24 protein-coding genes and 2 pseudogenes are annotated in these 26,575 nt (G+C 64.5%); 8 read left to right on the forward strand and 18 right to left on the reverse strand.

The genetic code is table 11. From position 1 onward, the window contains the following. Positions 1-404 precede the first annotated feature (404 nt). The 3 genes from EJ069_RS31530 to EJ069_RS31540 all read left to right on the forward strand — a co-directional run bounded on the left by EJ069_RS31530 (position 405) and on the right by EJ069_RS31540 (position 3,527). Entirely contained in the window at positions 405-1,949 is a 1,545-nt protein-coding gene (locus EJ069_RS31530) for an HD domain-containing phosphohydrolase (protein WP_245456376.1), read from the forward strand. 91 nt (positions 1,950-2,040) lie between these two features. Next, complete coding sequence (locus EJ069_RS31535; protein ID WP_027024197.1) at positions 2,041-2,313, forward strand: hypothetical protein; 273 nt, start codon at positions 2,041-2,043, stop codon at positions 2,311-2,313. An 83-nt stretch (positions 2,314-2,396) separates the two neighbouring features. Beyond that, positions 2,397-3,527 carry a substrate-binding protein gene (locus EJ069_RS31540; RefSeq protein WP_126064445.1) on the forward strand — a complete coding sequence of 377 codons (1,131 nt, stop codon included), beginning with the start codon at positions 2,397-2,399 and terminating at the stop codon, positions 3,525-3,527. Positions 3,528-3,722: 195 nt separating this feature from the next. On the opposite strand, the gene EJ069_RS31545 is transcribed toward EJ069_RS31540, so the two are convergent. The 16 genes from EJ069_RS31545 to EJ069_RS31620 all read right to left on the reverse strand — a co-directional run bounded on the left by EJ069_RS31545 (position 3,723) and on the right by EJ069_RS31620 (position 19,483). Next, the gene (locus EJ069_RS31545; protein ID WP_126064446.1) at positions 3,723-4,808 is read right to left on the reverse strand and encodes a Gfo/Idh/MocA family oxidoreductase; all 1,086 of its coding nucleotides are present in this window, start codon (positions 4,806-4,808) and stop codon (positions 3,723-3,725) included. Between the two features lie 49 nt (positions 4,809-4,857). Further along, the gene (locus EJ069_RS31550; RefSeq protein ID WP_042639027.1) at positions 4,858-5,622 is read right to left on the reverse strand and encodes an ATP-binding cassette domain-containing protein; all 765 of its coding nucleotides are present in this window, start codon (positions 5,620-5,622) and stop codon (positions 4,858-4,860) included. Continuing rightward, positions 5,619-6,623, reverse strand: coding sequence for an ABC transporter permease (locus tag EJ069_RS31555; protein ID WP_126064447.1), 1,005 nt, complete (start codon positions 6,621-6,623; stop codon positions 5,619-5,621). The genes EJ069_RS31550 and EJ069_RS31555 overlap by 4 nt, the downstream gene beginning before the upstream one ends. Then, positions 6,620-7,606 (reverse strand): substrate-binding domain-containing protein, encoded by a 987-nt coding sequence (locus tag EJ069_RS31560; RefSeq protein ID WP_126064448.1) that lies wholly within the window; start codon positions 7,604-7,606, stop codon positions 6,620-6,622. The genes EJ069_RS31555 and EJ069_RS31560 overlap by 4 nt, the downstream gene beginning before the upstream one ends. Before the next feature lie 382 nt (positions 7,607-7,988). Then, complete coding sequence (locus tag EJ069_RS31565) at positions 7,989-8,972, reverse strand: ROK family protein (RefSeq protein ID WP_126064449.1); 984 nt, start codon at positions 8,970-8,972, stop codon at positions 7,989-7,991. Further along, positions 8,972-9,694 carry a ribulose-phosphate 3-epimerase gene (locus EJ069_RS31570; RefSeq protein WP_126064450.1) on the reverse strand — a complete coding sequence of 241 codons (723 nt, stop codon included), beginning with the start codon at positions 9,692-9,694 and terminating at the stop codon, positions 8,972-8,974. The genes EJ069_RS31565 and EJ069_RS31570 overlap by 1 nt, the downstream gene beginning before the upstream one ends. Further along, positions 9,691-10,518: an alpha/beta hydrolase gene (locus tag EJ069_RS31575; RefSeq protein ID WP_126064451.1), complete on the reverse strand. Its 828-nt coding sequence runs from the start codon at positions 10,516-10,518 to the stop codon at positions 9,691-9,693. Before EJ069_RS31575 ends, EJ069_RS31570 begins: the two co-directional genes overlap by 4 nt. Then, entirely contained in the window at positions 10,518-11,336 is an 819-nt protein-coding gene (locus EJ069_RS31580; protein WP_126064452.1) for a sugar phosphate isomerase/epimerase family protein, read from the reverse strand. The genes EJ069_RS31575 and EJ069_RS31580 overlap by 1 nt, the downstream gene beginning before the upstream one ends. Then, positions 11,336-12,412 (reverse strand): Gfo/Idh/MocA family oxidoreductase, encoded by a 1,077-nt coding sequence (locus EJ069_RS31585; RefSeq protein WP_126064453.1) that lies wholly within the window; start codon positions 12,410-12,412, stop codon positions 11,336-11,338. The genes EJ069_RS31580 and EJ069_RS31585 overlap by 1 nt, the downstream gene beginning before the upstream one ends. Before the next feature lie 4 nt (positions 12,413-12,416). Further along, on the reverse strand, positions 12,417-13,238 hold the full coding sequence (locus EJ069_RS31590; RefSeq protein WP_126064454.1) for a sugar phosphate isomerase/epimerase: 822 nt from the start codon (positions 13,236-13,238) through the stop codon (positions 12,417-12,419). Between the two features lie 32 nt (positions 13,239-13,270). Further along, positions 13,271-14,113, reverse strand: a complete 843-nt coding sequence (locus tag EJ069_RS31595; RefSeq protein WP_126064455.1) for a carbohydrate ABC transporter permease — start codon at positions 14,111-14,113, stop codon at positions 13,271-13,273. A 5-nt stretch (positions 14,114-14,118) separates the two neighbouring features. Then, entirely contained in the window at positions 14,119-15,015 is an 897-nt protein-coding gene (locus tag EJ069_RS31600) for a sugar ABC transporter permease (protein ID WP_126064456.1), read from the reverse strand. A 126-nt stretch (positions 15,016-15,141) separates the two neighbouring features. Further along, positions 15,142-16,389 (reverse strand): sugar ABC transporter substrate-binding protein, encoded by a 1,248-nt coding sequence (locus EJ069_RS31605; RefSeq protein WP_126064457.1) that lies wholly within the window; start codon positions 16,387-16,389, stop codon positions 15,142-15,144. 111 nt (positions 16,390-16,500) lie between these two features. Continuing rightward, complete coding sequence (locus tag EJ069_RS31610; protein ID WP_126064458.1) at positions 16,501-17,646, reverse strand: ABC transporter ATP-binding protein; 1,146 nt, start codon at positions 17,644-17,646, stop codon at positions 16,501-16,503. An 82-nt stretch (positions 17,647-17,728) separates the two neighbouring features. Continuing rightward, entirely contained in the window at positions 17,729-18,679 is a 951-nt protein-coding gene (locus tag EJ069_RS31615) for a PfkB family carbohydrate kinase (RefSeq protein ID WP_126064459.1), read from the reverse strand. Positions 18,680-18,682: 3 nt separating this feature from the next. Continuing rightward, positions 18,683-19,483, reverse strand: coding sequence for a class I fructose-bisphosphate aldolase (locus tag EJ069_RS31620; RefSeq protein WP_126064460.1), 801 nt, complete (start codon positions 19,481-19,483; stop codon positions 18,683-18,685). 183 nt (positions 19,484-19,666) lie between these two features. Here EJ069_RS31620 and EJ069_RS31625 point away from each other — a divergent pair, with 183 nt between their 5' ends. Together EJ069_RS31625 and EJ069_RS31630 are read left to right on the forward strand one after the other, a co-directional pair. Next, positions 19,667-20,815 carry a Gfo/Idh/MocA family oxidoreductase gene (locus tag EJ069_RS31625; RefSeq protein ID WP_126064461.1) on the forward strand — a complete coding sequence of 383 codons (1,149 nt, stop codon included), beginning with the start codon at positions 19,667-19,669 and terminating at the stop codon, positions 20,813-20,815. A 9-nt stretch (positions 20,816-20,824) separates the two neighbouring features. Next, positions 20,825-21,790, forward strand: a complete 966-nt coding sequence (locus tag EJ069_RS31630; RefSeq protein ID WP_126064462.1) for an alpha/beta hydrolase — start codon at positions 20,825-20,827, stop codon at positions 21,788-21,790. Here EJ069_RS31630 and EJ069_RS31635 read toward each other — a convergent pair. Beyond that, positions 21,787-22,809 (reverse strand): LacI family DNA-binding transcriptional regulator, encoded by a 1,023-nt coding sequence (locus EJ069_RS31635; RefSeq protein ID WP_126064463.1) that lies wholly within the window; start codon positions 22,807-22,809, stop codon positions 21,787-21,789. The genes EJ069_RS31630 and EJ069_RS31635 overlap by 4 nt on opposite strands. A 239-nt stretch (positions 22,810-23,048) precedes the next feature. Between EJ069_RS31635 and EJ069_RS31640 the strand changes: the two genes are divergently transcribed. The 3 genes and pseudogenes from EJ069_RS31640 to EJ069_RS31650 form a co-directional block, all read left to right on the forward strand. Next, positions 23,049-23,996, forward strand: a complete 948-nt coding sequence (locus EJ069_RS31640) for a sugar kinase (RefSeq protein WP_126064464.1) — start codon at positions 23,049-23,051, stop codon at positions 23,994-23,996. Beyond that, on the forward strand, positions 23,993-25,279 hold the full coding sequence (locus EJ069_RS31645) for a D-tagatose-bisphosphate aldolase, class II, non-catalytic subunit (protein WP_126064465.1): 1,287 nt from the start codon (positions 23,993-23,995) through the stop codon (positions 25,277-25,279). Before EJ069_RS31640 ends, EJ069_RS31645 begins: the two co-directional genes overlap by 4 nt. Positions 25,280-25,341: 62 nt before the next feature. Then, a pseudogene (locus tag EJ069_RS31650) lies at positions 25,342-25,616 on the forward strand (LysR substrate-binding domain-containing protein); the annotation flags it as partial. Positions 25,617-25,955: 339 nt separating this feature from the next. Here EJ069_RS31650 and EJ069_RS31655 read toward each other — a convergent pair. Continuing rightward, positions 25,956-26,560: pseudogene (locus EJ069_RS31655) on the reverse strand (general stress protein). Positions 26,561-26,575 lie beyond the last annotated feature (15 nt).

The raw sequence follows: 26,575 nt of genomic DNA on the forward strand, positions 1-26,575 counted from the left end.
CCATCGGGGCCAGCCGGCAGGCGATACGATGATCGCGCCGGTTTCAGGCGTAGCCGAGATGTCGGGCGAAATTGGACGGCTGATATTGCCGGTTGCAATACCGCGGGACGCTCCTTGGACCCGGCTCGCTTAAGTACAAATCTATATCCCCGACCAGTTCGATGCGCCTCGATCGCGACATAGTTCCATCGCGATAGCCGGAAGCGGCTGATATCCGCGAGGAAATCAAACGCTTACCTACATTAGGACTTGCTGGTATAAGAGGGCTTCGTCAAGGCTGGTTTGTCCACGTCGGACATCTCAGGCTGAGACGCTGTCGACATGTGACGAGTTGGTGCGCCGAGTTGGCATAACCTGGCTGAGGGTGTGCGATGACAGAAGTCTCGATACGCCGAGCAGACTTCATGATGGTCCTCGCCTATGCCTCGGATCTCGCGACAGGCCATTCCCGCGACTTCGCGCTGAAATCCTGCGTGCTGGCAATGCGGATCGCCGAACTTGCTGGTGTTTCGGAACAGGTTCGGCGCAATGCCTATCACCAGTCCATGCTGCGTTATGTCGGCTGCAACGCGGACACCGACCTTCTCTCGGGTCTCTTCGGCGACGAAATCGCGCTTCGCCAGGACCTTGTCGGTCTCGACATGGGTAACCGTGCGGAACTGGGCAGGGTCTTCGTGCAGGCCTTCAAGCGGTTCTATTATGATCTCGCACCTGACGCGCAGGCCAAGGCGATCGAGGCCGCGATGTCGCAGGCGCTCGCCGTGGCGCGCCCGGTTCTGACAGCCCATTGCGAGGTGGCGCAGCGGATCGGCGAACGCCTCGGTCTCTCCGACGAAATCCGGCGCAATCTCGGACAGATCTACGAGCGCTGGGACGGCAAGGGCCTGCCGCGTGGACTGAGTGGCGAGGAGGTCCTGCCCGCCGTGCGCCTGATCACGCTGGCGCAGGATGCGATTGCGCTCAGCGATGCCGTCGGCATCGACGGGATGGCCGAGACCATTGCCAGTCGTGCCGACGGCCCATACGAGGCCGATCTGGCGCGGCTCGTTTCCGCCAATGCGGCGATGCTGATGAAGGGTATCGGCGCCACGGTCGACCGCGAGACCATCCTGGCGCTGGAGCCGGATCCGCCGGTGACGCTGGACGAAGGGGCTTGCGACGAGGCGTTCCTCGCCATCGCCGACATGATCGACATGCGCATGCCATTCACGCAGGGCCATTCGCGGATGGTGTCGGAGATGGCCGCGGGTGCTGGAGCAAGGATCGGTCTGCCCGCCGCCGATGTCCGCGCGCTGCGCTGGTCGGGCTGCATCCATGACATCGGAGAGCTCGTAGTGCCTGTGGCGACTTGGATGCGCAACGGCCCGCTATCGGTGCGCGAGCGCGACGCCGCGCAACTGCATGCCTATTACGGCGAGCGGGCGCTGGCTTCCTTCGGCCATGACGGCGATGCGATGGGCGCGCTCGTGCTGCGTCATCACGAACGCCTGGATGGTTCGGGATATCACCGCAAGGTCGGCGGCTCCGACCTCTCCCCGGCGGCGAGGATATTGGCCGCTGCCGAAGCCTTCCAGACGTCACGCGAGGAACGTCCGCACCGCAAGGCGCTGTCCAGCGAGGCGGCGGCGGCACAGCTGCGCGCGGCTGTTCGTGACGGCTGTATCTGCCCCGACGCTGCCGAAGCCGTGTTGTCATTCGCCGGGCAGCAGTCGCGCCGGGCCTTGCCGCGGGCGCTGGCCGGCATGACGCCGCGCGAAATCGAGGTGCTGCGCCTGATCGCCGCTGGGCTTACCGCGAAGGAAGTGGCTCGGAAGCTGGACATCTCGCCCAAGACCGCGGACCATCACATCCAGGCGGTCTACGCCAAGATCGGCGTGGGCACCCGTGGCGCGGCCGCGCTCTACGCGGTCGAGCATGGCCTCGTCCGGCCGGGCGAAATGCCGGCATAGGGAATTCACCCCATGTGCGCCCGCTGCGAGGCGCGCATCGTAGTCCTGTCGACGGACCAATGGTGGCCGCGACCGACAGGAGGGTAATCGGATGCTTCTCGCAACGACCAAGGTGGCGGACGTCGACCACTTCATCCGCATCTTTTCAACCAAGGGCGCCGACAAGCGCCGGCTGCACGGCTCGAACGGCGCAACCGTGTTCCGCGACCCGAGCGAACCGGACCGCGTCTGGGCGATCTTCGATTGGGACGCCGAGGGCTGGAAGAATTTCGTGTCGGATCCGGAGGTGCCGGCGATCCTTCAGGAAGCCGGCCATGTCGGCAAGCCGCAGGCGGCACTGCTGCTCGGCCACTACGAGGCCTGAGGTCCACGCCGCGCGTCGCCTGCCGTCGGCGGCGGCGCGTCCGGCAAAATCCAGAACATGAAACCGGTAATCGGAGATTTCAGATGGATCCGAAACCCATCAAGATCGGCCTTATCGCCGAACTGACAGGCCCATTGTCTTTCATGGGCATCGCAAACGCGAACCTCACCATGATGCTCGTCGACGATATCAATGCCAAAGGCGGTCTCCTCGGCCGGCCGGTGGAACTCGTCATCGAGGATGGCGAGACCACCGACAGTGTCGCCAAGGCAAAGGCCGCGAAACTGGTCGATGCCGACAAGGTCGATGTGGTCGTCGGCGGTATCTACAGTTCGACCCGCCTGGCGATCAAGAGCGAGGCGGTCACGCGGGGCAGGACGCTCTACATCTATACCGAGCAGTATGAGGGACAGGAAAACGATCCCCTGATCTTCTGCACAGGCCCCGTGCCCGCGCAGCAGGTCGACCCGCTGATCCCGTGGCTGATGAAGAGCACCGGGGCGAAGCGGTTCTATCTGCCGTCGGCCGACTACATCTGGCCGCATCTGCTCAACAAGGCCGCCAGTCGGGCGGTGCACGCGAATGGCGGCGAGATCGTCGGCGAGGAGTATTTCCCGCTCGACACCGTCGATTTCCGGCGGACGGTGCAGCAGATCATGGCCAGCGGCACCGACGTGGTTTTCAACACCATTGTCCCGCCGGGCCTGACGCCATTCCTCGAAGAACTGCACAAGGCCGGTTTCGGCAAACGCGGCGGCAGAATCGTCTGCACTTACTTCGACGAGAACTTCTTCAATCTGGTGCCGTCCGAGCAGATCGAGGGCCTCTATAGCTGCCTCGACTACTACCAGGAACTCGGCGAACCGTTCGGCCGCGCGCTCTTGCGCCGCTATAGCGAGCGGTTCCCGGGCGGCGCCACCTTGACCGCGGGCAGCGGGTGCACCGGCCACTACCGGGCAATCAAGATGTGGGAAGCCGCGGTCAAGGAAGCAGGCAGTGTCGAGCGAGATGCGGTTATACAGGCGCTCGATCACGTGCGGATCGCCGAAGGCCCAGGCGGTCCGGCCGAGATGGTTCCAGGCCAACACCATGTTCGCATGAACATGTACATCGCGCAGGCACAGAGCGGTCGATTCCGGATTGTCAAGAATCTGGGTGCGATCGATCCCGACGAGCAAGTGCTCAGCGGCTTTCAATTCAGGAACGCGGGGTGACTTGGAGCGCCGATCGCTGATCTTTCTGGCGGGGGCAGCCACATAGTGCCCTCGCCATCTCCGTCGCACTGACAAGAACGAACGGTGGATTGATTGACGATGGCGTGCGCCTCCGTGTCCTTCAAAAGCCATATCGCAGGCTTGCCGGTCGGACCCCGGGCGGGTCTGCCCGCCTGCATGTCGCGGCCGGCGACCTTATCTTCCGCCGCTCTCTCTCATTCGCGCGATGATCTCGGCCATCAGCGCAAGGTCGCGTCGTGAGTCCGCCAGGTCGGTGACCGGCTTGGTGCCCTCCATGATGTGGCGGTGGAATGTCTCCAGCTCGTTGGAGAAGGCATCGCCATAGAGCGGTCCGAAGGCCTTCGTCACTGGGCCGAGCGGCCCGGACTCGGTCACCTCCAGGCGCGTCGGCAGGCTGCGGATATAGGGCGTGTCGTAGATGATCCGCACCCGTTTGGTGTTGGAGCGAACCTCGATCATGGCGTCGAACAGGCCGAGATCGTCGACCACCGCGTCATAGAGGCAGGCGAAGTGGCCGTAGTCGAAGGTGACGCTGGTGTTGGCGCCGCCATTGGTGCGGTGCGCCGCCACCACCCGCCGCGGCTCGCCAATCAAGCCGCGCATCGCCGAGATGTGGTGCGAGGAGAGCGCGGTCAGGCCGCGATAGGCGCGCACGAGCTCGGCCGAGGCGTCTTTTCCGACAACCTCGCGGATCAGCGCGTCGCGCTCCTCGGCACCGCGCGAAAGGATCGCCGGGTCGATGTCCCGCGGATAGAGGATATTCTGGCTCTTCTTCAGGAAATGCCGGCCTTCCGAGATCAGGTCGAAAATGCGCACATGGGTGATGTCTCCGTGCGCCGGCAACTCGTCTCGCGCCGCCAGATAGGCCGGTGCGTAGCGGCGCATGTAGCCGACGAAGATCCTCTTTTCGTAGTCCTTGCTCAGCGCCATCAGCTCGTCGATCTCGCGCACCGTCAGACAGGCGGGCTTTTCGAGCAGGACATGCTTGTTGGCTGCGATCGCGGCGCGGACGAAGCGGCTGTGCGTGTCGTCCGACGAGAGCACGAAGACCGCGTCGATGTCTGGCGAATTGATCAGCGCCTCGGCGCTTTCATAGGCTTTTGCGGTTGGGTATTGCGAGGTGATGAGCTTTACCAGGCTCGGCGATACGTCATGGGCGCCGGCGATGACCCAGCGGTCGCGCTGGTCGGCCAGCACCGGCAGATGGATCGATTGCGCCACCTCTCCAAGACCCACAAGCCCGACACGGATCAGCGACACGGCAAACTCCTTCACTAGTTTGTTTCAAATTCCATGCGCGGCGCGGCTGTCACGCCGCGCCGGTCACCAGCGCCACGAGCTCATTGCCGGTGGTTTCGGACGAGCGCACTGTCGCCACCATCTTGCCGGCGCGCATCACCCAGATCTGATCGGAGAGCCGTCGCACCTGATCGAAATTGTGGCTGATCAGGATGACGCTCACGCCCTGCTCGCGCAGCTTGCGGATAAGGGCCTCGACATTTGCCGTTTCCTGCACGCCAAGCGCCGCCGTCGGCTCGTCCATAACCACCAGCTTGGCGCCGGACCCCGCCGCGCGGCAGATCGAGATCGCCTGCCTCTGACCGCCCGAGAGACGCCGGACGCGCTGGGTCACGGACGGCACGTTGATCGACAGCCGCGACAGCATGGCGCGCGCCTGGTCCTTCATCGCCTTGCGGTCGAGCAGGGCGAACGGGCCGATGCGGCGCACGATCTCGCGGTTGAGGAAAAGATTCTGCGCCACCGTCAATTCGTCGATCAGCGCCAGGTTCTGGTGCACGGTCTCGATGCCCGATTTGCGCGCCTCGTCCGGATTGGAGAACGGCTGCTGGCGGCCGTCGAAATAGATCGTGCCGCCATCGGGCACATGCACGCCGACCAGGCAACGGATCAGCGTCGACTTGCCGGCGCCGTTGTCGCCGATCACCGCGGTGACCTCACCTCGCCGGGCTTGAAACCCGACATCGGTGAAGGCGCGGATGCCGCCGAAATGCTTGCTCAGTCCCTGGCAGGCGAGGATCGCCTCGGAAGGCGCGATGTGATTGACGGTGCTCATTTCTGATATCGCATGATCAGCGCCGCCAGGACCACGATCACGCCCACGGCAAGTGGTTGATAGAAGGCCGAGACGCTGAGCAGCGTCAGCCCGTTGACGAGGGCCGTCAGCATCAGCGCGCCGATGGCGGGTCCCAGGATGCTGGCGCGACCGCCGAACAGGCTGACGCCGCCCAGCACCACGGCCGCCACGGAGTTCAGGAGCAGGCTCGTGTTGATCTGGGGCTCGGCCGAGCCGATGCGCGCCACCAGAAGGATCGACGCGATGCCGGCGCAGAAGCCGGAGATCGTATAGGCCGCGATCTTGACCCGGTTCGTGCGAATGCCGAGCGCGCTGGCGCTCTCGGCCTGGCCGCCGGTGGCAAGCAGATGCACGCCGAACCGCGTGTGGTAGAGCGCAACATGCGCGACAAGGACGGCCGCGATCGCCACCCAGACCGGATAGCCGAACGGCCCGAGATAGCCTGACGCGAGCTTGAGCAGGAACGTCGAGCCCACCATGGTCGGCTCGCCGCCTGACAGGATGAGGCCAAGACCAGTGATGCCGGAGAGCGTGCCGAGCGTCACGACGAAATCGGGAATACGCCCGGCGGTGATCAGCACGCCGTTCATGAAGCCTATGGCGCTGGTGGCGAGCACCGCGAGCACGCAGGCGGCCAAGATGCCGAGACCCGCCGCATTGACCAGGCCGAGGATGACCGCGCCGAGCATGACGGAGGCTGCGAGCGAGAGGTCAATGCCGGACGTGGCGACAACGAAGGTCTGACCGATCGACAGCACCACCAGGATCGCGGCGGCAAGCAGGATCGCCTGCATGTTGGCGACGCTGAGGAAGACTGGCGAGGTGACCCCGAACAGGATGACGAGACCGACCAGGCCGACGACGGATGCCCAGTCGGCCCAGAAGGAAGGATCGATGAGGAGAGCCGCCAGGGAGGGGCGGCTCTCCTCGTGGACGCCCGCCTGTCGCGAGGCGGGCGCGTTGTCGGCTGGAAGGCTCACTTCAGCATCTCGCGCAAGGGATCCGGATAGTCGCCGCCTGGACGCGGGAAGTTCTTCAGCGAGGCTTCCGCATTGTCCTTGTTGATGAGGAGCACCGGCGCAGGCACGTTGGCGGGAAGTTCCTTACTCATTGCGGCAAGCTTGCACGCCTCGACGCCCATCGCGCCAACCACATAGGGGTATTGCGCGACGGTGGCCGTGAGTTCGCCGGCGGCGACCGATTTGAGCGCGTCGACAATGCCGTCGAGGCCGATCACCTTGACGTCCTTGCCGGACGTCTGCACGGCTCGCTCGACGCCGAGCGCCATGATGTCGTTGGCGGCAAAGAAGCCGGCGAGATCCGGATGCGCGGCCAGGATGTCGGTGGCTGCAGTCAGCGCCTTCTCGCGATCCCAGTCGGCGCTCACCATGACCACCACGTCCAGCTTGCCCTCGACCGCCTGCTTGAAGCCCTTGATGCGGGCGTTCGAGCCGACGTCGCCGACGATGCCGGCAACCAGCGCCACCTTGGAGCCTTTCGGCACCAGCTTCAGCATCTCCTCGCCGGCCAGCGCGCCGGCGGCGACGTTGTCGGTGCCGATATAGGTCGAGACGGCGAAGCCCGCGGCCTTGGCCTGCTCGGCGTCGATGGTCGAGTCGATGTTGACGATCGGCTTCTTCTTCTGGGCGACCGGCACCAGCGCCTGCACCAGGTTGGAGACGCTGATGGGATTGACCAGGTAGCAATCGTAATCCTGCAGGGCCATGGCCGTCAGCTTGTCGGCCTGCCCCGTCGCATCGCCCATATTGGCGGCGGCCTGCACGGTGACACCAACGCCGTCGGCCTTGGCCTGTTCCTCGATGCCCTTCTGCATGGTCTGGAAGAACGGATTGTCGAGGCCTTTGACGATCGCCGCGACCTTGGCGTCTTCGGCGTGTGCCGGCACGGCAAACGTCGTGGCAAGCAGGCCAGCGCCGAGCGCCAGGCAATTGAACATGCGCATATATCTTCCTCCTCCGGATTTTTGATTGTCGGCTCGTTGTTCTGCGAACAGCATGGCTGACGAAACACACGCGAGCCCGGGGCTTGCGTTGGAAAGACAAGCTGGTGCGCGCACAAGGCGCCCGTTTCGGGTTTCTTTCATATCAGGCGTTGCTCCTCCCAGAGCGCTGATGAGATCACATCAGCGTTATCGCATGTTTGGAAATAATTTTACGCACGTCAAGAATTAAAATGGAATGCCGTGCATTTTGTGGTCTAGGATATGGGGAAGGCGCTCTTCGATGATCTTCGCCGATTGATAGATTTGCACGCCCTGCGCAACTTCAGCTTCGGCCGGACTTACCGCCCCGGGGCGCGCCGGGCTTCTCCGGCGCGCTCCCGGTTTAGTCGTTCTGCACCATGGCCGCCGCCGTCCCCGGCTCACCTTCCCACAGGATCAGGCTTGCCGCGCCCACCAGCCCGGCGCGGTCGCCGAGCTCGGCCGGCACGATCGGCACGTCGCGATAGGCCTGCATGGCCCGCTCCTCGATCGTCGCCCTGATCCCCGGGGCCAGCAGGTCGAAGCCGTTGGCGAGTCCGCCGCCCATGACGATCACCTCGGGCGAATAGAGATGCAGAAGATTGGTAAAGCCGATGCCGAGCCATTTCGCCTCCGACTCGACCAAGTCGTGCGCCGGCGCGTCCCCCGTCCGCGCGGCCTCGATGACATGCCGGGCCGAGACGTCGCCGTCATTGGAGAGCCGCCGCAGCTGCGAGCCGTCGCCGGGCGCGGTGAGCCGCGTCGCCCGGCGCCCGAGAGCGGTGCCCGAAGCGACGGCCTCGAAGCAGCCGACATTGCCGCAGAAGCAGCGATCGCCTTCTCCGGTGATCGTCATGTGGCCGATCTCGGCCGCCAGGCCGCGCCTGCCGTGATAGATGTGGCCGTCGGCGATCACACCGCCGCCGATGCCTGTCGACACGGTGACGAAGACCAGCGAGCCCGCGCCGCGTCCGGCGCCGAAGCGCCATTCGCCCAGCGCTGCAGCATTGGCGTCGTTCTCCAACCGCACCGGCAGGCCGAACTGCCGGCTCAAAATGTCGATCATCGGCACGTTGTGCCAGCCGGAGAGCGTCGGCGGTCCGATGACGATGCCTGCCTTGGGATCGAGCGGACCCGGCGCGCAGGCGCCGATGCCGATCACTTTGGCCTGCGGGTGGTCGCCGAGCAGCTTGTCGGCGAGCGCGATGATCCGGCCGATCACCGCCTCCGATCCCGCTTCGGTCATCGTCGGTTCCGAAACGCGCGCCACGACCTCGCCGCCGCGCCCGACCAGCGCGCCGCGCAGCTCGGTGCCGCCGAGGTCGAAGGCTAGGGCAAGCGTGCTCATCAGGCGGCGGCCTTCAGTCCGTGCAGCCAGGCCATGCGTTGCGCAAGATCCGGATCACCGAAGGCGAGCGAGCCCAGCACCACAGTGTCTGCGCCTGCGGCGCGCAGCAGCGGCACCGTCTCATGGCGTATGCCGCCATCGGCGGCAAGGATGATGTCGGCCTCGCGGCCGGCCTGTCGCATCAGCGCGCGCGCCTCGATCAGTCGCGGGCAGGTCTTTTCGGACAGGCTTTGCCCCTTGACGCCGATCGAGGTGCCGAGCAGCGTCACGAAGGCGACGCCAGGCAGGAACGGCTCGATCGCGTCGACCGGCGTTTCCAGCTTGAGCACCACGCCCGCCTCGGCGCCGAGTTCGTGCGCCAGCTTGACCGCGCGCAACCCGGCCTCGCCGTTTTCGGCGTGGATGGTGACGAGGTCGGCGCCGGCCTCGATGAACTGGCGCGTCTGCGCCTCGACGATTTCCGCCTCGACCATCAGGTGCACGTGGATCGGTTTGGCCGTCAGCCTGGCGATGCGCGCCACCAGATCCGGGAAGAACAGGAAGCCGGGCGTGAAGCGGGCGTCCGCCACATCGATGTGATGCAGGTCGGCATGGGCTTCGATCCGCTTCAGGTCGCGCTCCATGTTGGCGAGGTCGGCCGACCACAGCGAGAATTCGCCGATGAGGCGGTTGCGCGGCAATGCGGCTATGGCCGCGGGACCGGAGAGAGGTTTGGCGATCATGACGGAACGAGGCTCCGGGCTTTCGAGTGGGAATGAAGGAAGAAGCTGATCTGCTCATGCAGCTCGGCGAAATGCTTCGCGCTGTCGCGCGCCTTGGGCGTCACTTCCGCGAGGGTGGTGTTGGGTATCGCGGCAGCCAGCGCATGGGCGGTCGACAACGGGTGCACGGCATCCATCGCATTGCCGATGACCAGCGCCGGAATGTCGAGCGCGGCAGCCTCGCGTTCCGAAACGCCGGGTCCGTCGCCGGCGATGTCGGCAAGCACTCGCGCGAAGGCTTTGGCGTCGGACCGGTCGAAATAGCCGAGCAGCGAAGCGAGATTGTCGGGCGCCTCGCGGTAGAGCCGCGCGGCGGTCTCGGATTGCGCGAAGATCTTCCGCGTCTCGTCGGCCGCGTGTTCGAGGATGAGCTCGGCGACCTCGGCGATCGGCTGCATGTTCCGCGGCGCCGGCGAGAACGTCCATGCCGGCCGCACCAGGATAAGGCCGGCGACGCGCTCCGGATGGCGGCAGGCGAGGCGCAGCGCGATTCCCGCGCCCATCGAGACGCCGCCGGCAACGAAGCGGTCGAGGCCGGCCCGGTCGGCCGCGGCAAGCACATCGTCGGCGAACATTTCGAACGAGAACGGTTGCCGCTCGCCGAGGCCGGAGCCGCCATGGCCGCGGCATTCCAGCGTGAGGCGGCGGAAGCCGGTGGGGCAAGTCTGGGCGACCTGCGCCTCGCCGCCGCCCAGCCCGTGCTGGAAGACGACCGCCGGGCCTTCGCCCGTGTCGGTGCCGAGCAGCGTCGCGCCGTCGCGAAGAAGCGCAATCTGGCCCGCCATCACACCAGCTCCTTGAGGAAACGCGCGACGCCCGGCGCCTCCCCGGCCGACAGCCCATGCGTCACCAGCGGCCCGTCGAAGCCGGTGGCCTTCAGCCGGGCGATGAAGTCGGCGAAGTCGACGACGCCCTGTCCGGCCGTGGCAAAGCGGCCGTCGGCGAAGCGGTCCTTGGCATGCGCCAGAGAGACATGGCCAGCGGCGCGCTCGACCGCTTCGGCAACGATGGAGCGTGCCTGTTCGGCATTCGCCCGCTCGAACAGATTGGCTGGATCGAGCACGATGCGCAGCCGCTTCGAGCCCATCTCGCCGATCAGCTGCATCGCGTCTTCGGCCGATGTGACGATGTTGGCTTGCTCCGGCTCGATGCCGAGATCGATGCCGTGGCGCTCGGCAAGCCGAAGCGCCTTTTCCATCTCGCGCGCCATGTCGGCCCAGGCCGAGGGATCAGCATTGTCGGGATGATGCGCCCACTGATCCTCGGCGTTGCGCGTCCCGGTGCAGAGCGTGACGAGCGGGATCGAAAGCCTGGCCGCGGTTTCGATGACGACCGCCAGCCGTCGCAGTCCGTCCTCGCGCATCCGGCTGTCCGGATGCGCCATGTTGTATGTGCCGGAGAGAGCGACGAGACCGATCCCGGTCGCCTTGGCAGCGGCACCGATGGCGACGATCGCCGAGTCCGGAACCGCGTCCGGCATCGACGGCAGGCCGGCGCAGGCGAGGTTGAACTGGGTGGCCGCGAAGCCCGCATCACGGACAGCGGCAAGCACGCCGGTCGGCTCGCTGCCCGGGAAAGTCTTTGCGAACACGCCGACCTGCATCAGACCGCTCCCGTCACGCTGGCGAGCGCGACGCGCTCGCCGCTCTCGACCGAGCGGGCGATCGCCACCATGGCGCGGATCGAGGCGAGCCCGTCGTCAACCGTGGCGCCGCGCTGCGGCGCGCCGTTGAGCACTGTGTCGGCGAGGCCTTCCAACTGGCGACGGAAGAAATGGCCGTCGGCGCCGAGCGGTTTTCGCGATGTCGCGTCCTTCTCGTGGAAGATGTCGACCTCGCTGGCGCGGAAATACCAGGGATTGAAGGTCTTCGCGATCACCGAGCCGTTCTGGCCATAGAGCTGGAAGCCCTCGTGCCAGTCCATCCGCACGGCGACGGTGAGGTCGAGATGGCCGAGCGCGCCATTGGCGAATTCGGTCTCGACGAACCAGCAATAGGCGCCGAAGCGCTCGTTGAGGCGGGCACGAACGACGGTGATCTCGCCGCACAGGAAGCGCGCCGTGTCGACCAGATGCGAGCCATGCGCCAGCATGAAATACTGCCGCAGGTCCGCCTTTGGATTGCCGCCCGGCTTCTTCGCCAGCTTGCTTGTGATGGGCAGTGGCTGCACTGCGTCGGTGTTGGTGTAGCGATGGGTGGAATCGCAATACCAGGCCTTGAGCGCCAGGATCTCGCCCATCTCGTCGCGCACGAAATCGCGCGCTGCTTCCAGCGCCGGGTCGAAGCGCTTCATGTGCCCGACCTGCAGCACCTTGCCCGAGCGCTTGACCGCTTCGGCAAGCTTCTCGCCTTCCTCGACCGAGACGCCGATCGGCTTTTCGCAGAGCACATGCTTGCCCGCTTGCAGCGCCTTGATCGACATCGGCACGTGATAGGCGTCCGACGTGGCGACAATCACCGCCTCGAGCTCCGGATCGGCGAGCATTTCGTCATAGTCGCCATACATCTTGCGCGGCTCGTAGGTGGCGCCCATGCGCGCCAGCAGATCGGGCGCCGCATCGCAGATCGCGTAGAGGTCGGCGTTGCTTGCCTTCACGCAGGATTCCAGATGCGCGAATTGCGCAATCGGCCCGCAGCCGAGCACACCGACACGAAGGCGACGGTCTTGCTTGTGGATCATCGTCTCACGCCCCGTAGCCGCGCATGGTCTGGCGGTTGGTCTTGACCGCGCCGGCCGGATCGGCGGCGGCAGTCTCGGATTCCTCCTCAAGCACCAGCCATCCGTTGAAGTTGGGGGCGCCGCTGGCGATCTCGATCACCTTTGCCGTGTCGCAGACGCCCTTGCCGAGCATCGCCCAGGCGCCGTTCGCATCGACATCCTTCAGATGCACGTAGCGGATGCGGTCGCGATAGGTCGTGAGCGTGTCGGCCATGTCCTTGTGGCCGCGCAATATGTGCCCCGTGTCCGGCACCCAGCCGACCAGCGAAGCGTCGATCAACCCAAAGATGCGGTCGTAATCGGCACGGTCGAACAGCAGCGTGTTGTGGTGCGAGCTCGGATGCACCGCGACCTGGACGCCGGCCTTGCGGCCGAGCTCGCCGGCACGGTTGTAGACTTCCGCCGCGATGGCGAACTTGTCCTCGCGCGGCCCATCCGACACGACGGTCGCCGAGCCCATCGACACCAGCGCGCCCGGAAAGGCGGCGGCGAAGTCGATCCAGCGCTGGGCTGTGTCGAGGTCCTCGCCGATCTTCTCTTTGAGCGTGAAGCCGCTCTTCGAACCAAAGGCGAAGGAGACGAGCGTCAGGCCGGACGCCTTCAGCGCGGCGGCGAATTCGGCCGGCTTGCCGGCATAGCGGCCGATCATCGTGTCGGTGATCTCGATGCCGGCATAGCCGCCATCGGCGATCGCCTTGATGAGATCATCGGGGCCGCCGGTGAACCGGTCTCCCAGCATTTCCCAGGTGAAGGTCTGGCAGCCGACTTTGAGGTCTCTCACGTTCATCCTTTCATTCCTTGGTTCTCCGCGGGACGTGCCTATTTGACCGAGCCCGCGGTCATGCCCGCGAGGAAGAACCTCTGGGCAATGAGGTAGATCAACAAGAGCGGCAACGAGCCGAGCACGCTCATCGCCATCATCTGGTTCCATTCGAAAGCGTGCTGCCCCATCAAAAGCTGGATGCCGATCGGGACGGTGCGCATTGACGTCGACTTCGTCAGCGTCAGCGCGAAGAGGAATTCGTTCCAGCACAACAGAAAGGTGTAGACCGACGTCGCCACGATGCCGGGCACCGAGATCGGCACGATCACCCGCCAGAGCGCTGTCCAACTGGTGCCGCCGTCGACGGCGACAGCTTCGTCGAGATCGCGCGGCAAGGTGTTCAGATAGCCCGTCATCAAAAGGATCGCGTAGGGCAGGGTGAAGACCAGATAGGTCAGGATCAGCGCGATATAGGTGTCGAAGATGCGATAAGAGACGACCAGACCGAAGAAAGGGATCAGAAGCGTGATCGGCGGGATGGTCTGCGTGCTGATGATGAGGGTGTTCAGGCTGCCCTTGCCACGGAAATTGAAGCGGCTGAACCCGTATGCCGCCAGCAAGGCGATCAGCACCGTCAGCACAGTCACCATGAAGGCCACGAAGTAGCTGTTGAAGAAGAAGCGCAGCTTGACCGGGTCGCCAAGGATCGCTGCATAGGCTTCCAGCGTGAAGGCTTTCGGCAGGATGGTCGGCGGCAGGGCGAAGATCTCGGTGTTCGACTTGAACGAGCTGGTGAGCATCCAGTAGATCGGGAAGGCCGCGAAAAAAAGCCCCGCTGCGAGCGCGAGATGCAGCGCGACGGTGATCAGCCTGTCCTTCGTCGTGTGCCTTTTCCTCATGGTGATTACCGGGCCTTCTGATAACGGAGGTAGAACAGAGTCAGGCCAAGCGAGATCAGCAGGATGACCACGGCGCTCGCCGACGCCTGGGACAGGTTGTAGCTCGAAAACGCCAGCTTGTAGGTGTAGGTGCTGAGCACCTCGGTCGAGTAGATCGGACCGCCGCCCGTCGTGATCCAGATCAACGGGAAGACCTGCATCGTCCAGATGAAGTCGAGCAGCGAGATGCTGATGATGATCGGCATCAGCTGCGGGATGGTGATGAAAATCAGCTTCTGGTAGGCCTTCGCTCCGTCGATATCGGCGGCCTCGTAGAAATCCTTGGGAATGCCCTGCAGGCCCGCGAGCAGACTGACCATGAAGAGCGGGTAGCCCGCCCAGATATTGGCGAAGGTGACGGCATGCAGCGCGGTCTCCGGCGAGGAAAACCACTCGATCTTGGAGCCGATGAGACCTAGCTGCATGAGAATGCTGTTGACGACACCGTTGGGCTCGAGCAGCAGGCGCCAGATCACCGCGATAATCACCGCGGTGAAGAGCCAGGGCAGTATGTAGAGCACGCGCAGGATGTTGCGCAGCGTCGGATTGATGCGGTCGCTGTTCAGCATGAGCGCGAAGATCATGCCGATGGTCATGTGGAAAACGACGCTCATGCACGTGAAGTAGAGCGTGTGCCACAGCGAGGCCCAGAACACGGGATCGGCAAAGATCGCCTGGTAGTGTTTCAGTCCGGCAAAGGACGGGTCGCGACGCAGCACCGCGCTGTTCTGGAACGAATAGGAAATCACCGTCACCATCGGCAGCAGCATCAGCAGGCCGATGATCACCAGCGAGGGCGACAGATAGAGATAGGGTGCGACCGTTCGTTTCAGTCTGTGACGGGAGCGCTTCTGCCGGGTCATGTGTCAACCTTGGGATACGCCTTCGAGAGAAGGCGAGCTTCGCGAACACTCGCGTCGCCGGTCCATTGTTGCCGGGAGGCCTGCCCGATGTCAGGCCTCCCGGTCGAAGATCGTGAAACAGCCCGATCAGAATTTAGCCGTCCATCCTTTCTGAGCGTTGGCCGCGGCTTGTTCCGGAGACTGCTCGCCGGCCAGCATCTTCTGGGCTTCGACGTCGAACTGGGTCATCAGGTCTTCCGCCACCGGCAGACCCGTGAACTCGTTGGCGAGGTAACCGGTCTTGAAGATTTCGAAAGCCTTGCCGAAAGCCTTGTCCGAGGTCACGAAATCGGGCTTGGCGTTGACGTTGCCAGGGAAGGCGTTGGCCAGCGACACCAGCTTGGCGTTGACCTTCTCACTCATCAGATATTGGACGAGTTTCCAGGCCTCTTCCTGGTGCTTCGAGCCGGCGGAGATGCCGATGCCCCAGGAGGCATAGGGAAGGCCGCGCTTGCCGTTATAGTTCTCCACGACCGGGACCGGAATGAGGTCGAAGTTCAGCTTCGGATTGCGCTTGCGGATGAGGTTCACATGCGCGAGCGAGTCGATCATCATCCCCACCCGGTCGTTGACGAATTCCTCGACCTTTTCCTGTTCCGTCTTGGTTGCGATGCCGGGCGAGATGGTGCCTGCGTCATTGAGCGATTTGACGAAGGTGAGCATGTCCACCACCGGCTTGCCCTCGAGGGCGGGCTTGCCGTCAGCCATCATCGACTGGCCCGATGCCCAGACCCACGACATCATGTCGTTCTGGACGCCGGACGGCGACTGCAGCGACAGCGGCAGCACCCAGCCATACTGGTTCTTGTCGGCAAGGGTCATCTTCTTGGCGGCCTCGAGAAACTCGGCGCGGGTCGATGGCAGCTTGGTGACGCCCGCCTGGGCGGCGAGGTCCAGATTGACGAAGACCGGATAGACGAAGGAAGCCACCGGGAACATGACGGCCTTGCCGTCCACCTTGATGATGTCCGCGACTTGCGTCTTGTCGAACTTGCTCGCATCCATCATCGGGTTCATGTCGGCAAGCGCGTTCTGCGCGTTCAGATTGTTCACCCAGGCGCCATCGAGACCGACGACGTCGCTCAGCGTTCCGGTTGCCGCGCCGACCGAGATCTGATCCCGCGTGGCGGCATAGGGGCCGCTGACCAGCGTCACCTTGATGCCGGGATTGGCGGCCTCGAATTCGTCCATGATCTTCCGCAGCGAGCCTGCGGGCAATTCGGGCTCCCACCATTGGGCGAATTCCAGGGTCGTGTCCGCCATGGCGCTGGTTGCGCCAAGCAGCCATGCGGCCGCGGCCATCTTCAGCATTATGGGCTTTATTCGAAACGTCATTTTCTCCTCCTTCTTTGAGATCGGCCGCACAATGCGGGCGATCGTCTGGTTTATTCAGCAGTCTTCATTCGCAGGCGCCTCGCTCCCGCCTGCTGGCCTTGCCGCAAATCTTCAGATCGCCAGATGCGTCTCGGGATCGAAGAAATGGAGCTTGGTATCATCCAGGGCCAACCGGATTTCCGAGCCGGAGCGGACTGCGCTTTCCGGTTCGAATTTCGCCACCGCATTCGACGCCAGGCCGAAATCCCTCACCGCGTCCGGGTCGCCTGAATCCACCCGGACCGCGTCGATGTTGAGATGGACGATGTGTTCCGACCCGAGCTCTTCGATCGAGGTCACCTTTGCGGGGATCGTCTCATATTTGCGCCCGGATTCGAGGCTGCTGTCATAGAGATGCTCCGGCCGGATCCCGAACACGATCTTGCGCCCCGCAAACGACCTCAAGCCCGGTCTTCGCACGAAGGCTGCATCCCGCAGCCGGATGGCAAAGGTGCCGGCCGTCAGTTCGTCGCCCGTCAGTGTCCCCTCGAAAAGGTTCATCGAAGGCGAGCCGATGAAGCCGGCCACGAAGGCGTTCACCGGCGATTCATAGAGCCGCTTCGGTGTGTCGACCTGCTGCAGCACGCCGCCTTTCAGCACCGCGACCCTGTCGCCCATCGTCATCGCTTCGGTCTGGTCGTGGGTAACGTAAATGGTCGTCACGCCGAGCTGCTTTTGCAGGCTGGTGATCTCGGCGCGCATCTGGACGCGCAGTTTCGCGTCCAGATTGGAGAGCGGCTCGTCCATGAGAAAAGCGGCCGGCTCGCGCACCATGGCGCGGCCCATGGCGACCCGCTGACGCTGTCCACCGGAAAGGTTGGCGGGCTTGCTGTCCAGCAGCGACGTCAGCTGAAGGGTCTTGGCGATCTCGTCCACGCGCTTCTTGCGCTCAGCCTTCGGCTTGCCCGCCAGCCGCATCGAGAAGGCGATGTTTTCGAACACCGTCATATGCGGGTAGAGCGCGTAGCTCTGGAAGACCATCGCGATGTCACGGTCCTTGGGCGGCATGTCGACGACGTCTATGCCGCCGATGCGAAGGCTGCCGCTTGTGATGTCCTCCAATCCCGCGATCATTCGCAAGGCGGTGGATTTGCCGCAGCCGGACGGCCCAACCAGGATCAGGAACTCGCCATCCTCGATCGACAGGTTCAATCGGTCGATCGCGCGGAAATTGTTCCCGTAGGTTTTGCAGATATTTTCAAGAATGACTTCCGCCATATTCCTCCCTCCACAAGTCAAAGCCGTTTTTGTCTTCACCTTGGCTTTTTTGCTTGTGAAAATTTTCCGGGTGGCTTTCCGCCTATGTTCCGGTATCGAGTTGCGCATATTTCAGTTCGACCGCCGATGGCGCGCTGGCCGATGCTAGCAATTCCGTGACCTGGCTGTCGGTCGGAAGCGCCTCGCGTCCGCCACGCCCGGTTATCGAAAGCGCCGCCGCCGCGGCAGCGAATGCCACCCGGCCCGCGGTGTCGGATCCGCGCGTCAATGCATGGGCATAGGCGCCGTGAAAGCAGTCGCCGGCACCGGTCGAATCGACGATCGCAACCCGGTGCGGAGGCAGGTGCCACAGCGCCGTATCCTCGCGTCCGCGGTAATAGACGCCCCGGCCGCCGTCGGTCAGAACGACGGCGGAGCGCGATGGCGACCACAATGCATCAAGCATCTCGGCGGGCGCTCGACGGCCCGTGGCGGTCCGCGCAAAGCCGAGCGGAAGAATGAGATGGTCGCAGAGCGCCATCAGCCTGTCCGTGGCTGGGCCGGCGCTCCATTCGACATCGCCGAGGATCGCGAGGCCGAGCTCGCGAGCCCGGGCCACGACATCCAGCGAGCGGATCGCGTAGCTGTCGACGATCAGGACGGTCGCGCGGCTGAGGATCTCGTCCGGAAAGTCCGGTGCGGTGCCCAGCATCGCGTCGTCGTCATAGGCGATGAACCGGTCCCCGTCCGAGCCGACGATGATGCGCGAGCGCACCGGCCGCGCGTCGGGATGGCGTGGCGCGAACGCGGTTTCGACGCCGCTGGCGACGAGGTCGCACAAGGCGGCATCGTCATCGGCGCTGCCCAGCCATCCGATGAACCCGGCGCGTCCGCCGAGCCGCGCGACGGCGGCAAGGGCCGTTGCGACATTTCCGCCGAAAGCGCGCGTGCTTTGCAGAACCTTTCCCTTGCCCGCCGACAACGGCTGATCGACATAGACGATGTCGTCGATCGCAATGGCGCCGAAGCCGAGGATCGAGGGAACGGCGCGCATCGTTCAGGCGCCCGCCTTCGCAAGCGCTTCTTGCGCCGAAAGCCCGTCATGGATGACGCTCCGAAAGGCAAGTGCTGCCTTCTGAGGATCGCCGTGCCCCCAGAGATTGCGGCCAACCACCGCGCCGCGCGCGCCGGCGCGGATGGCGTCCGCCGTCTGCTGTAGCGCGCCGAGCAGCGTATCGGTCTTCGGGCCACCCGCGATCACGACCGGCACCGGGCAGGTCCGCACGGTCTCCCGGAAGGACTCGAAATCGCCCGTGTAGCCGATCTTGATGACGTCGACGCCGGACTCGTAGCCGATGCGCGCGGCATAGGCGATCTCGTCGGGGGTGAAGACGATCTTTGCCCCGTCGGTGAAATCGCGCGGATAGATATGCGCCACCACCGGCATGCCGTAGCGGGCGGCCGCGTTCACCGAATCGGTCAGCCAGCGAATGTATTTGCCTTCGGTCGCGCCGCGCACCGGAATGGCCACGGCCAACGCGTCGGCGCCGGCGCGCACCGCGTCCTCGGGCGTTGCGATCAATTCGCTGATGCGGTCGTCCGGCGTAAAGCAGCCGGCCTGGATCACCAGGGCAGCCTTGCCCGCATATTGCGGCCACAGATGGCGCGCGGCGCCGGGCTGAATGCTGACATAGTCGGGCTTGCCAGCCATGACGCGGGCCAGCGCGCCGGGCAGATCGGCAAGGCCGCCTTTGCGCACGTCGCCATAGCCGACGAAGTGGTCGACCGCGCCGCCGAATAGATTCCCCGATGGATGCGAAAAGAGGCGCGCAAGGCGCACTTTGGTCCCTAGGCTCATAATTCCCTAATCTCTTGATTTACAAGGCCGGCGGCCTGCGACGCTGAGTTAGCGTTTTCATATGCTCTATAAAAATTTTACGCGCGTCAAGATTTAAAATGCGCTATAGCGAGTCACGAAAATTGTCCGTCGCCGTCGCGATGGCTTGTCTCGGGCGTCGCCGATTGGGAGGTCGAAAGGGAAATGCAAGCAAATTCAGGAGCGAAGCTCGGTATCGGCGTCATCGGATGCGGTAACATCTCGATGACCTATCTGCGCAACGCGGCACTTTTCGCCGGCGTGGAACTGCGCGCTTGCGCCGATATCTCCGCCGAGATGGCTGTCTTGCGCGGGAAGGAATATGGCATCCGCGCGCTCGACGTCGATGCGTTGCTCGCCGACCCGGAGGTCGATCTCGTCCTCAACCTCACCATTCCCGCGGCGCATTTCGACATCTCGTTTTCGGCGCTCTCGGCGGGAAAGCATGTCTTCACCGAAAAGCCGCTCGCCACCTCGGCCAGCGACGGCCGCAAGCTGGTGGCTGAGGCGGCGAGGCGTGGGTTGCTGCTGGGCTCGGCTCCCGACACCTTCCTCGGCGCCGCCGGACGCCGCGCGCGCCGGCTGATGGACGAGGGCGCGATCGGCCGCGCCGTGACCGGTACCGCCTTCATGATGGGGCGCGGCATGGAGCACTGGCATCCCAACCCGCAATTCTACTACCAGCCAGGCGGCGGCCCGGTCTTCGACATGGGGCCGTATTATCTGACGATGCTCGTCAACCTGCTCGGCCCCGTGACCCGTGTCATGGCGATGGCCACGCGCGGCCAGGAGGAGCGGCTGATCACCGCCGACGGCCCTTACAAGAACACCAGCTTCAGGGTCGGCACGCCGACCAACATCCTGTCGCTGCTCGAATTCCGCTCCGGCGCCACCGTCACTTTCGGTGCCTCCTGGGATGTCTTCAAGCACTCCAACCACCCCATCGAGTTGCACGGCACCGAAGGGTCGCTCAGGCTGCCCGACCCCGACACTTTCGGCGGCACGGTCTCGCTTTCCGCGCGTGGTGCCGAGTGGACGGATTTCGCCAGTGAAAGCGAGCTCTATGGCGCGCGCAACTGGCCTTATGCGTCGCCAGATCGCGCCAATTACCGCATGCTCGGTGTCGCCGACCTGGCGCATTCGTTGTCGCAGAAGAGAAAGCCGCGCGCGTCCGGCGAACTGGCGCTGCATGTGCTGGAGATCATGGAGGCCATCCTCGCCTCGGGCGAGAGCCGCAACTCGGTCACCATCGCCGGCACTGTCGACCAGCCGCCGCTGCTTGGCGAGGACGAGGCGGCGAGCCTGCTGGCCTGAGGCGGTCCCATGCCGACATCGCCCGTATCGCTCGACCCGCAGGCGCGGACGGTCCTCGACCTTGGCCGACAGGCGCATGAGCCGCCCTTCGAGACCGGCACACCCGAGCAGGCGCGACGCGCCTACAATAACGGTTTCCGTAGCCTGCAAGGCGAGCGCGAGCCTGTCGATTCGGTGTGCGAGCAAATCATTGCCGGGCCCGGTGGCCCTCTCAACGTTCGGATTTATCGCGGGCAGGGTGCTGCGGCGGCCGACGCGCCGGCCCTGCTCTATCTGCACGGTGGCGGCTGGGTGATCGGCAATTTCGATTCGCATGACGAGATCTGCCGCTGGTACGCCAACATCGCCGCCTGTGTTGTCGTTTCGCCGGACTACCGGCTGGCGCCGGAGCACAGGTTTCCGGCTGCGGTCGAGGATTGCCGTGCCGTTCTCTCCTTCATGCAGGATATGCCCGGCGGGCTTGGCATCGACGCCAGCCGCATCGCCGTCGCCGGCGACAGCGCCGGCGGCAACCTCGCCGCGGTGCTGGCGCTGCTTGCCCGCAATGACAAATGCCCTCCGACCGCGCAGCTCTTGTTCTACCCCAACACCGACGCCGCCCAAACTGCGGACAGCTATCGCCGCTTCGGCGAAGGTTTCGGCCTGACGGCCGCGACCATGGCCTGGTTCCGTGACCACTATGTCCGCAGCGCCGCCGATAGGTCAGACTGGCGCGTCTCGCCACTCAAAGCCGAGAGCCTTGCCGGCGCGGCGCCGGCCTTCGTCGCTATCGCCGGCCATGACATCCTCGCCGACGAGGGCGAGGCCTATGCAAGGCGGCTCGAGATGGACGGCGTCCCGATCGTGGTCAAACATTGGCCAGGACAGATCCATGGATTCGTCTCAATGGGCCGCTATGGTCCGGCGTCGCGTCAGGCGGTCGAGGCTGCTGTTGCGTCCTGGCGTAATTTCGATCCGGCGTTTGAAGGCGTCTAGGCCGATTGACGCATCACCAACGTTGCGTCGAGGCTGACCTTCGGCGTCACGGCGGCCGCATCCTCGTCGAGCAGCGCCAGCAGTGTCTCGACGCTGCGGCCGGCCATGGCGGCGAAATCCTGCGCCATGGTGGTGAGCGCGGGGCAGGTATAGCGGCTGAGTGGATGATCATCATGGGCTGCGATGCGAAGGTCGCAAGCCGGTTTACGGCCCACCTTCAGCCCTTTCGAGAAAGCCGCCGCCATCACGCCGAAGGCCAGGCGGTCGTTGGCGCACAGGATGGTCTTGCCCGGCAGGCCGCCATTGTCGAGCAGCTTCTCCGTCTGCTCGTAGCCGATGCGCTCGAACTCCCAAGTATAGTCGTCGGTGTTGCCGAAGACGATCGGCTCGAACCCCTGTCGCTGCATCGAGGCGTCATAGCTGCTCAATCGTTCCGCCGAATTGTGATTGACGTGCGGGATGTCGAAGTAGACCGGGGCATCGCCGGAACGGCAAAGGTAATCCACGATCGTCGCGACGCTTTTTGCGTTGTTGTTGCCCACAAATGGCGTGTCACCTTCCAGGAAAGTGTCGAAATAAACAATCGGGATGGTCTGCGTGAGCTTTTCCAGGGTTCTCTGATCGGATCGTTTGCCCAGCGGCGCGATCAGCGCGCCGGATACCTTCAGCGACAAGATGGTTCGGGTGGCTTCAATCTCGAGTTCGGTCGAGCCATGCGAGGAAATGACCACCGGCCAGTAGCCTTCGTCGCGCAGCCTGAGCTCGATGCGGCTGACCATCTCTGAATAGAACGGGTCGGTCACCGTCGGCACGACAATGCCGATGCTGCGCGTGCGTTTGCGGTTGAGATTGCGCGCGAAGAGGTTCGGCTGGTAGTCGGACGAGCGCAGCGCATCCTCGATACGCTTGCGCGTTGCCGGCTTAACGCTGGTCGGATCGTCGAAGAATTTCGACAGTGTCGGTCTGGAGACGCCGCAGGAACGGGCGAAATCCTCCATAGTCTTGTGCGTCATCGACATTTAAAGCCCTCGCGGCGTGCAACTTCCAATCGCCGTGTCCCTGTGTTGCTCCGGCGCCACCACTACGGTGCGCCGGCGCGCGAGCGCAAGTTGAAATTTTACAGGAAGATTTACAAGTTTCAACGCGTCGAAAGAAATTATTGCATGCGTAAAACTAATTAATTGACGTGAAAAATTTCACGCCATATTGAATTTGCGGACGGCGCACGCCGTGCGGCGGCGAATGCCGGGGGTCATGGATGAAGAAGCTGGTCTGCGCCGGTGAAATCCTCGTCGAGATCATGGCTGAAAGCATCGGCCAGAGCTTTCTCGAGCCTGGACCGCTGGTAGGGCCGTTTCCGTCCGGCGCCCCCGCGATCTTCGTCGGCCAGGCAGCGGCGCTTGGGCAGCCGGCGGGCCTCATCGGCGCCGTCGGCGAGGACGATTTTGGTCAGCTGAACATTGACCGGCTGCGAGCGCTTGGCGCCGATGTTTCGGCGATCGCGTCCCACAAGGGCCACGCCACCGGCACTGCCTTCGTCACTTATCTGCCCGATGCCTCCAGGCGTTTCGTCTTCAACATCCGCAACAGCGCGGCGGGCCTGTTGGCCATCGATGATGCCGCAAGACGCTTGCTTGCCGATGCCGACCACTTTCATGTCATGGGCTCGTCGCTGTTCTCGGACAAGGCGACCGACGTTGTGCTCGCCGCGACAGCGGCCGTGAAGGCCAGGGGCGGCACCGTGTCCTTCGACCCCAACGTCCGGCGCGAGATCATGCAGGACTCAGGCATGCGCGAGGCGCTCGACAGGGTGTTGGCGCAGACCGACGTCTTTCTGCCAAGCGGCAGTGAGTTGCTCCTGTTCTCTTCAGCAGGCGATGAGCAGGGCGCGATCGCCGAGCTGCTTGGTCGGGGCATAGCCTGCATCGTGCTGAAGAGAGGCGCTGACGGCGCCGTCTATCACGATCGCCAGTGCTCGGTCGCAATGCCCGGATACGCCGTCGAGGAAGTGGACCCGACTGGCGCCGGCGACTGCTTCGGAGCCGCCTTCGTATGCTTCTGGTTGCGCGACGCCGCGCCTGCCGAGGCGTTGCGCATCGCCAACGCCTGCGGCGCGCTGGCCGTGACGCGGAAGGGACCCATGGAAGGCATTCACCGGCTCGCCGATGTCGAGGCTTTCATAGCCGGGGCTGGTACACGCGCATGAGCTGCGCGACCAAGAGATTCGCGGCCATCGGCGCGCGGCGCGCGGCGGGCGGCAAGGAAGGCATCACCTCGATCTGCTCGGCGCATCCGCTGGTGATCGACGCGGCGCTCCGCCATGGCGCGCTGCATGGCGCGGATGTCCTTATTGAGGCGACCTGCAACCAGGTCAATCACGAAGGCGGCTACACCGGCATGGCGCCGGCCGCCTTTCGCGGCCTCGTCGAAACGTATGCCGGCCGTGCCGGTCTTCCCCTCGATCGTCTAATCCTCGGCGGCGACCATCTTGGACCCAATCCCTGGAAACACGACTCCGCCGCCGAGGCGATGCGGAAAGCGGCCGCGATGATCGACGCCTATGCGGCCGCCGGCTTCACCAAGCTGCATCTCGACACCAGCATGGCCTGCGCCGACGATCCGGTGCCGCTCCCCAACGAGACGATTGCCGCCCGCGCGGCCGAGCTTGCCAAGGTCGCCGAGGCGGCGGTCGCGCGCACCGGCGGTGAAAAACCCGTCTACATCATCGGCACCGAGGTGCCGGTGCCCGGCGGCGCGCTCGAACCATTCGAGCACATGCATGTGACCGAGCCTGCCGACGCGCTCCGCACGGTCGAGGTCCACCGCAAGGCTTTCTCTCGCCTTGGCCTCGATGGCGCCTTTGACCGAGTCGTCGGCGTCGTCGTCCAGCCCGGCGTCGAATTCGGCAATGCCGACATCATTGGCTATGCGCCGGAGAAGGCGATCGAGCTGGTCGCTGTGCTGGAACGCATGCCGCAATTCGTCTTCGAAGCGCACTCGACCGACTACCAGCCGGCGGAAGCGCTGGGCATGCTTGTGCGTGACGGCTTCGCCATCCTCAAAGTCGGCCCATGGCTGACATTCGCGCTGCGCGAGGCTCTCTACGGCCTCAGCCACATTGCCGACGAACTGGCGCCCGATCCGTTGCGCGAAACCCTGCCGGCGGCCATGGAGCGCGTGATGCTCGCCTCGCCCGGCAACTGGCAGAAATACTATTGTGGCACGCCCGACGAGCAGCGTCTGCGGCGGCATTTCTCCTTCAGCGACCGCATCCGTTACTACTGGCTGGCGCCGGAAGCGCAGCGCGCAACCGCAGCGGTGCTGGCCGCGCTTGCCGACAGGGAGATTCCGCGCCCGCTGATCAGCCAATATATTGGCCAGCTCGACGTCGAGGTCGGCGCGGGTCGCATCAGACCGACCGCGCATGGGCTTCTGCTCGGCAGCGTGACGCGCGTGCTCGACATCTATCGCAACGCCACGAACCAGTAAGCCGTCTTCGCTTCCGGACCTCGGATTTGATTTAGCCCGCGTGGATCTCTCATGGAGGGGCCACGGGGGTTCCGTTCAGGGTCACGGATGCCGAGGCGCAGATCGTCGCGGTGCGGCAGGGGCTCGGGATGACGACGCTGCCGTGTTTCGTGGGAGATGCCGACCCCTGCTGGCGAGGGTGCCGGGTACCGACCTGCACATCTACGGAACGCTCTGGCTTCTCACACAGGGAGAGGCACGCAAGACGAAGCGCGTGCGGCCCTTCACGGAATTTGTATCCCGCAGGCTTGCCGCCTACGCTCCGCTTCTCGCGGGGTTGTCCGTATCGCGCGACTGATGCCTACCAGGCCGTCGGCGACGCTTGCAATGGACAGGTGCCCGCAATCGAACATGCGTGGGACAGGACGCCGGCCCCCTCGGTGTTGAGCAACGTCATGGCGGAGTATGCGGGTTCCTTACACTGATCAAACGGGGGCAAGGCGGGATTGAGCGGTTCCTGGGGCGGGCAACCGCTCAACTGCCCAAACATCATCGACCGGATCATATCAGGCGAGGCCGCGCTGGATACTACCTCAGAGGCCACACCTCGACGACGCCGTGCGCGACAGCAAAGGGGCCTGTGAGATTCTGTCGATGGCTCCGGTGCCCCGCCGAGAGTTCGACGGGGCCGCATTTCTTAGAGCGGTGTGGTTCGCCGAACACGATCGCGTTCAGCCTCAATGTCATCATAAGGCTCCGCGGCAGCGTCAAATCCTGTCCATCCCCGGCCTCGTAAGCGCTACGCCGCTCGTCAAGATTGACGGCACGCTCTCCACGCAGGATCCGTTCAGCTTCGCCGGTTAGCCGATCATCCACTCTGGCAGTCACGAGACTGCCGCCGCGGCGCACGCCCTCGGCATAGACATGTGCATCACGTTCCGAAACACCGGACTCCGTCAGCGCCCCGACGATGCCGCCGGCGGCTCCGCCCACCACAGCGCCGCCGACCGCGCCTACAGCCGTAGCCGCGAGCCAACCTGCCGCCACGACGGGTCCCACTCCCGGGATGGCTATGATCCCGAGCCCGGTAAGGAGCCCGCCCGCGCCGCCGACGAGCGCCCCAAGGCCGGCGCCGGCGGCGGCATCTTCACCGGCGTCTGAAGTCTCGTCCTGCCGATACCGATTGTCGGAATTGTTGGCCACGATGCTGATGTCGTCTCGCGGCACGCCGATCGCTTCCAGTTCGCTTACCGCGTCGGCGGCGTCCTGATAGTCATCGAAAAGTCCGGTGACAGTCGTCATGTTTCACTCCATTTC

The sequence above is a fragment of the Mesorhizobium sp. M2A.F.Ca.ET.043.05.1.1 genome (assembly GCF_003952445.1).
GTDB lineage: Bacteria > Pseudomonadota > Alphaproteobacteria > Rhizobiales > Rhizobiaceae > Mesorhizobium.

Bases quoted from the DNA above. Each gene is read 5' to 3' on its own strand.
- EJ069_RS31530 (WP_245456376.1), top strand. From the start codon at position 405: ATGATGGTCCTCGCCTATGCCTCGGATCTCGCGACAGGCCATTCCCGC.
- EJ069_RS31535 (WP_027024197.1), top strand. From the start codon at position 2,041: ATGCTTCTCGCAACGACCAAGGTGGCGGACGTCGACCACTTCATCCGC.
- EJ069_RS31540 (WP_126064445.1), top strand. From the start codon at position 2,397: ATGGATCCGAAACCCATCAAGATCGGCCTTATCGCCGAACTGACAGGC.
- EJ069_RS31550 (WP_042639027.1), bottom strand. From the start codon at position 5,622: ATGAGCACCGTCAATCACATCGCGCCTTCCGAGGCGATCCTCGCCTGC.
- EJ069_RS31560 (WP_126064448.1), bottom strand. From the start codon at position 7,606: ATGCGCATGTTCAATTGCCTGGCGCTCGGCGCTGGCCTGCTTGCCACG.
- EJ069_RS31565 (WP_126064449.1), bottom strand. From the start codon at position 8,972: ATGAGCACGCTTGCCCTAGCCTTCGACCTCGGCGGCACCGAGCTGCGC.
- EJ069_RS31570 (WP_126064450.1), bottom strand. From the start codon at position 9,694: ATGATCGCCAAACCTCTCTCCGGTCCCGCGGCCATAGCCGCATTGCCG.
- EJ069_RS31575 (WP_126064451.1), bottom strand. From the start codon at position 10,518: ATGGCGGGCCAGATTGCGCTTCTTCGCGACGGCGCGACGCTGCTCGGC.
- EJ069_RS31580 (WP_126064452.1), bottom strand. From the start codon at position 11,336: ATGCAGGTCGGCGTGTTCGCAAAGACTTTCCCGGGCAGCGAGCCGACC.
- EJ069_RS31585 (WP_126064453.1), bottom strand. From the start codon at position 12,412: ATGATCCACAAGCAAGACCGTCGCCTTCGTGTCGGTGTGCTCGGCTGC.
- EJ069_RS31590 (WP_126064454.1), bottom strand. From the start codon at position 13,238: ATGAACGTGAGAGACCTCAAAGTCGGCTGCCAGACCTTCACCTGGGAA.
- EJ069_RS31595 (WP_126064455.1), bottom strand. From the start codon at position 14,113: ATGAGGAAAAGGCACACGACGAAGGACAGGCTGATCACCGTCGCGCTG.
- EJ069_RS31600 (WP_126064456.1), bottom strand. From the start codon at position 15,015: ATGACCCGGCAGAAGCGCTCCCGTCACAGACTGAAACGAACGGTCGCA.
- EJ069_RS31605 (WP_126064457.1), bottom strand. From the start codon at position 16,389: ATGACGTTTCGAATAAAGCCCATAATGCTGAAGATGGCCGCGGCCGCA.
- EJ069_RS31610 (WP_126064458.1), bottom strand. From the start codon at position 17,646: ATGGCGGAAGTCATTCTTGAAAATATCTGCAAAACCTACGGGAACAAT.
- EJ069_RS31615 (WP_126064459.1), bottom strand. From the start codon at position 18,679: ATGCGCGCCGTTCCCTCGATCCTCGGCTTCGGCGCCATTGCGATCGAC.
- EJ069_RS31620 (WP_126064460.1), bottom strand. From the start codon at position 19,483: ATGAGCCTAGGGACCAAAGTGCGCCTTGCGCGCCTCTTTTCGCATCCA.
- EJ069_RS31625 (WP_126064461.1), top strand. From the start codon at position 19,667: ATGCAAGCAAATTCAGGAGCGAAGCTCGGTATCGGCGTCATCGGATGC.
- EJ069_RS31630 (WP_126064462.1), top strand. From the start codon at position 20,825: ATGCCGACATCGCCCGTATCGCTCGACCCGCAGGCGCGGACGGTCCTC.
- EJ069_RS31635 (WP_126064463.1), bottom strand. From the start codon at position 22,809: ATGTCGATGACGCACAAGACTATGGAGGATTTCGCCCGTTCCTGCGGC.
- EJ069_RS31640 (WP_126064464.1), top strand. From the start codon at position 23,049: ATGAAGAAGCTGGTCTGCGCCGGTGAAATCCTCGTCGAGATCATGGCT.
- EJ069_RS31645 (WP_126064465.1), top strand. From the start codon at position 23,993: ATGAGCTGCGCGACCAAGAGATTCGCGGCCATCGGCGCGCGGCGCGCG.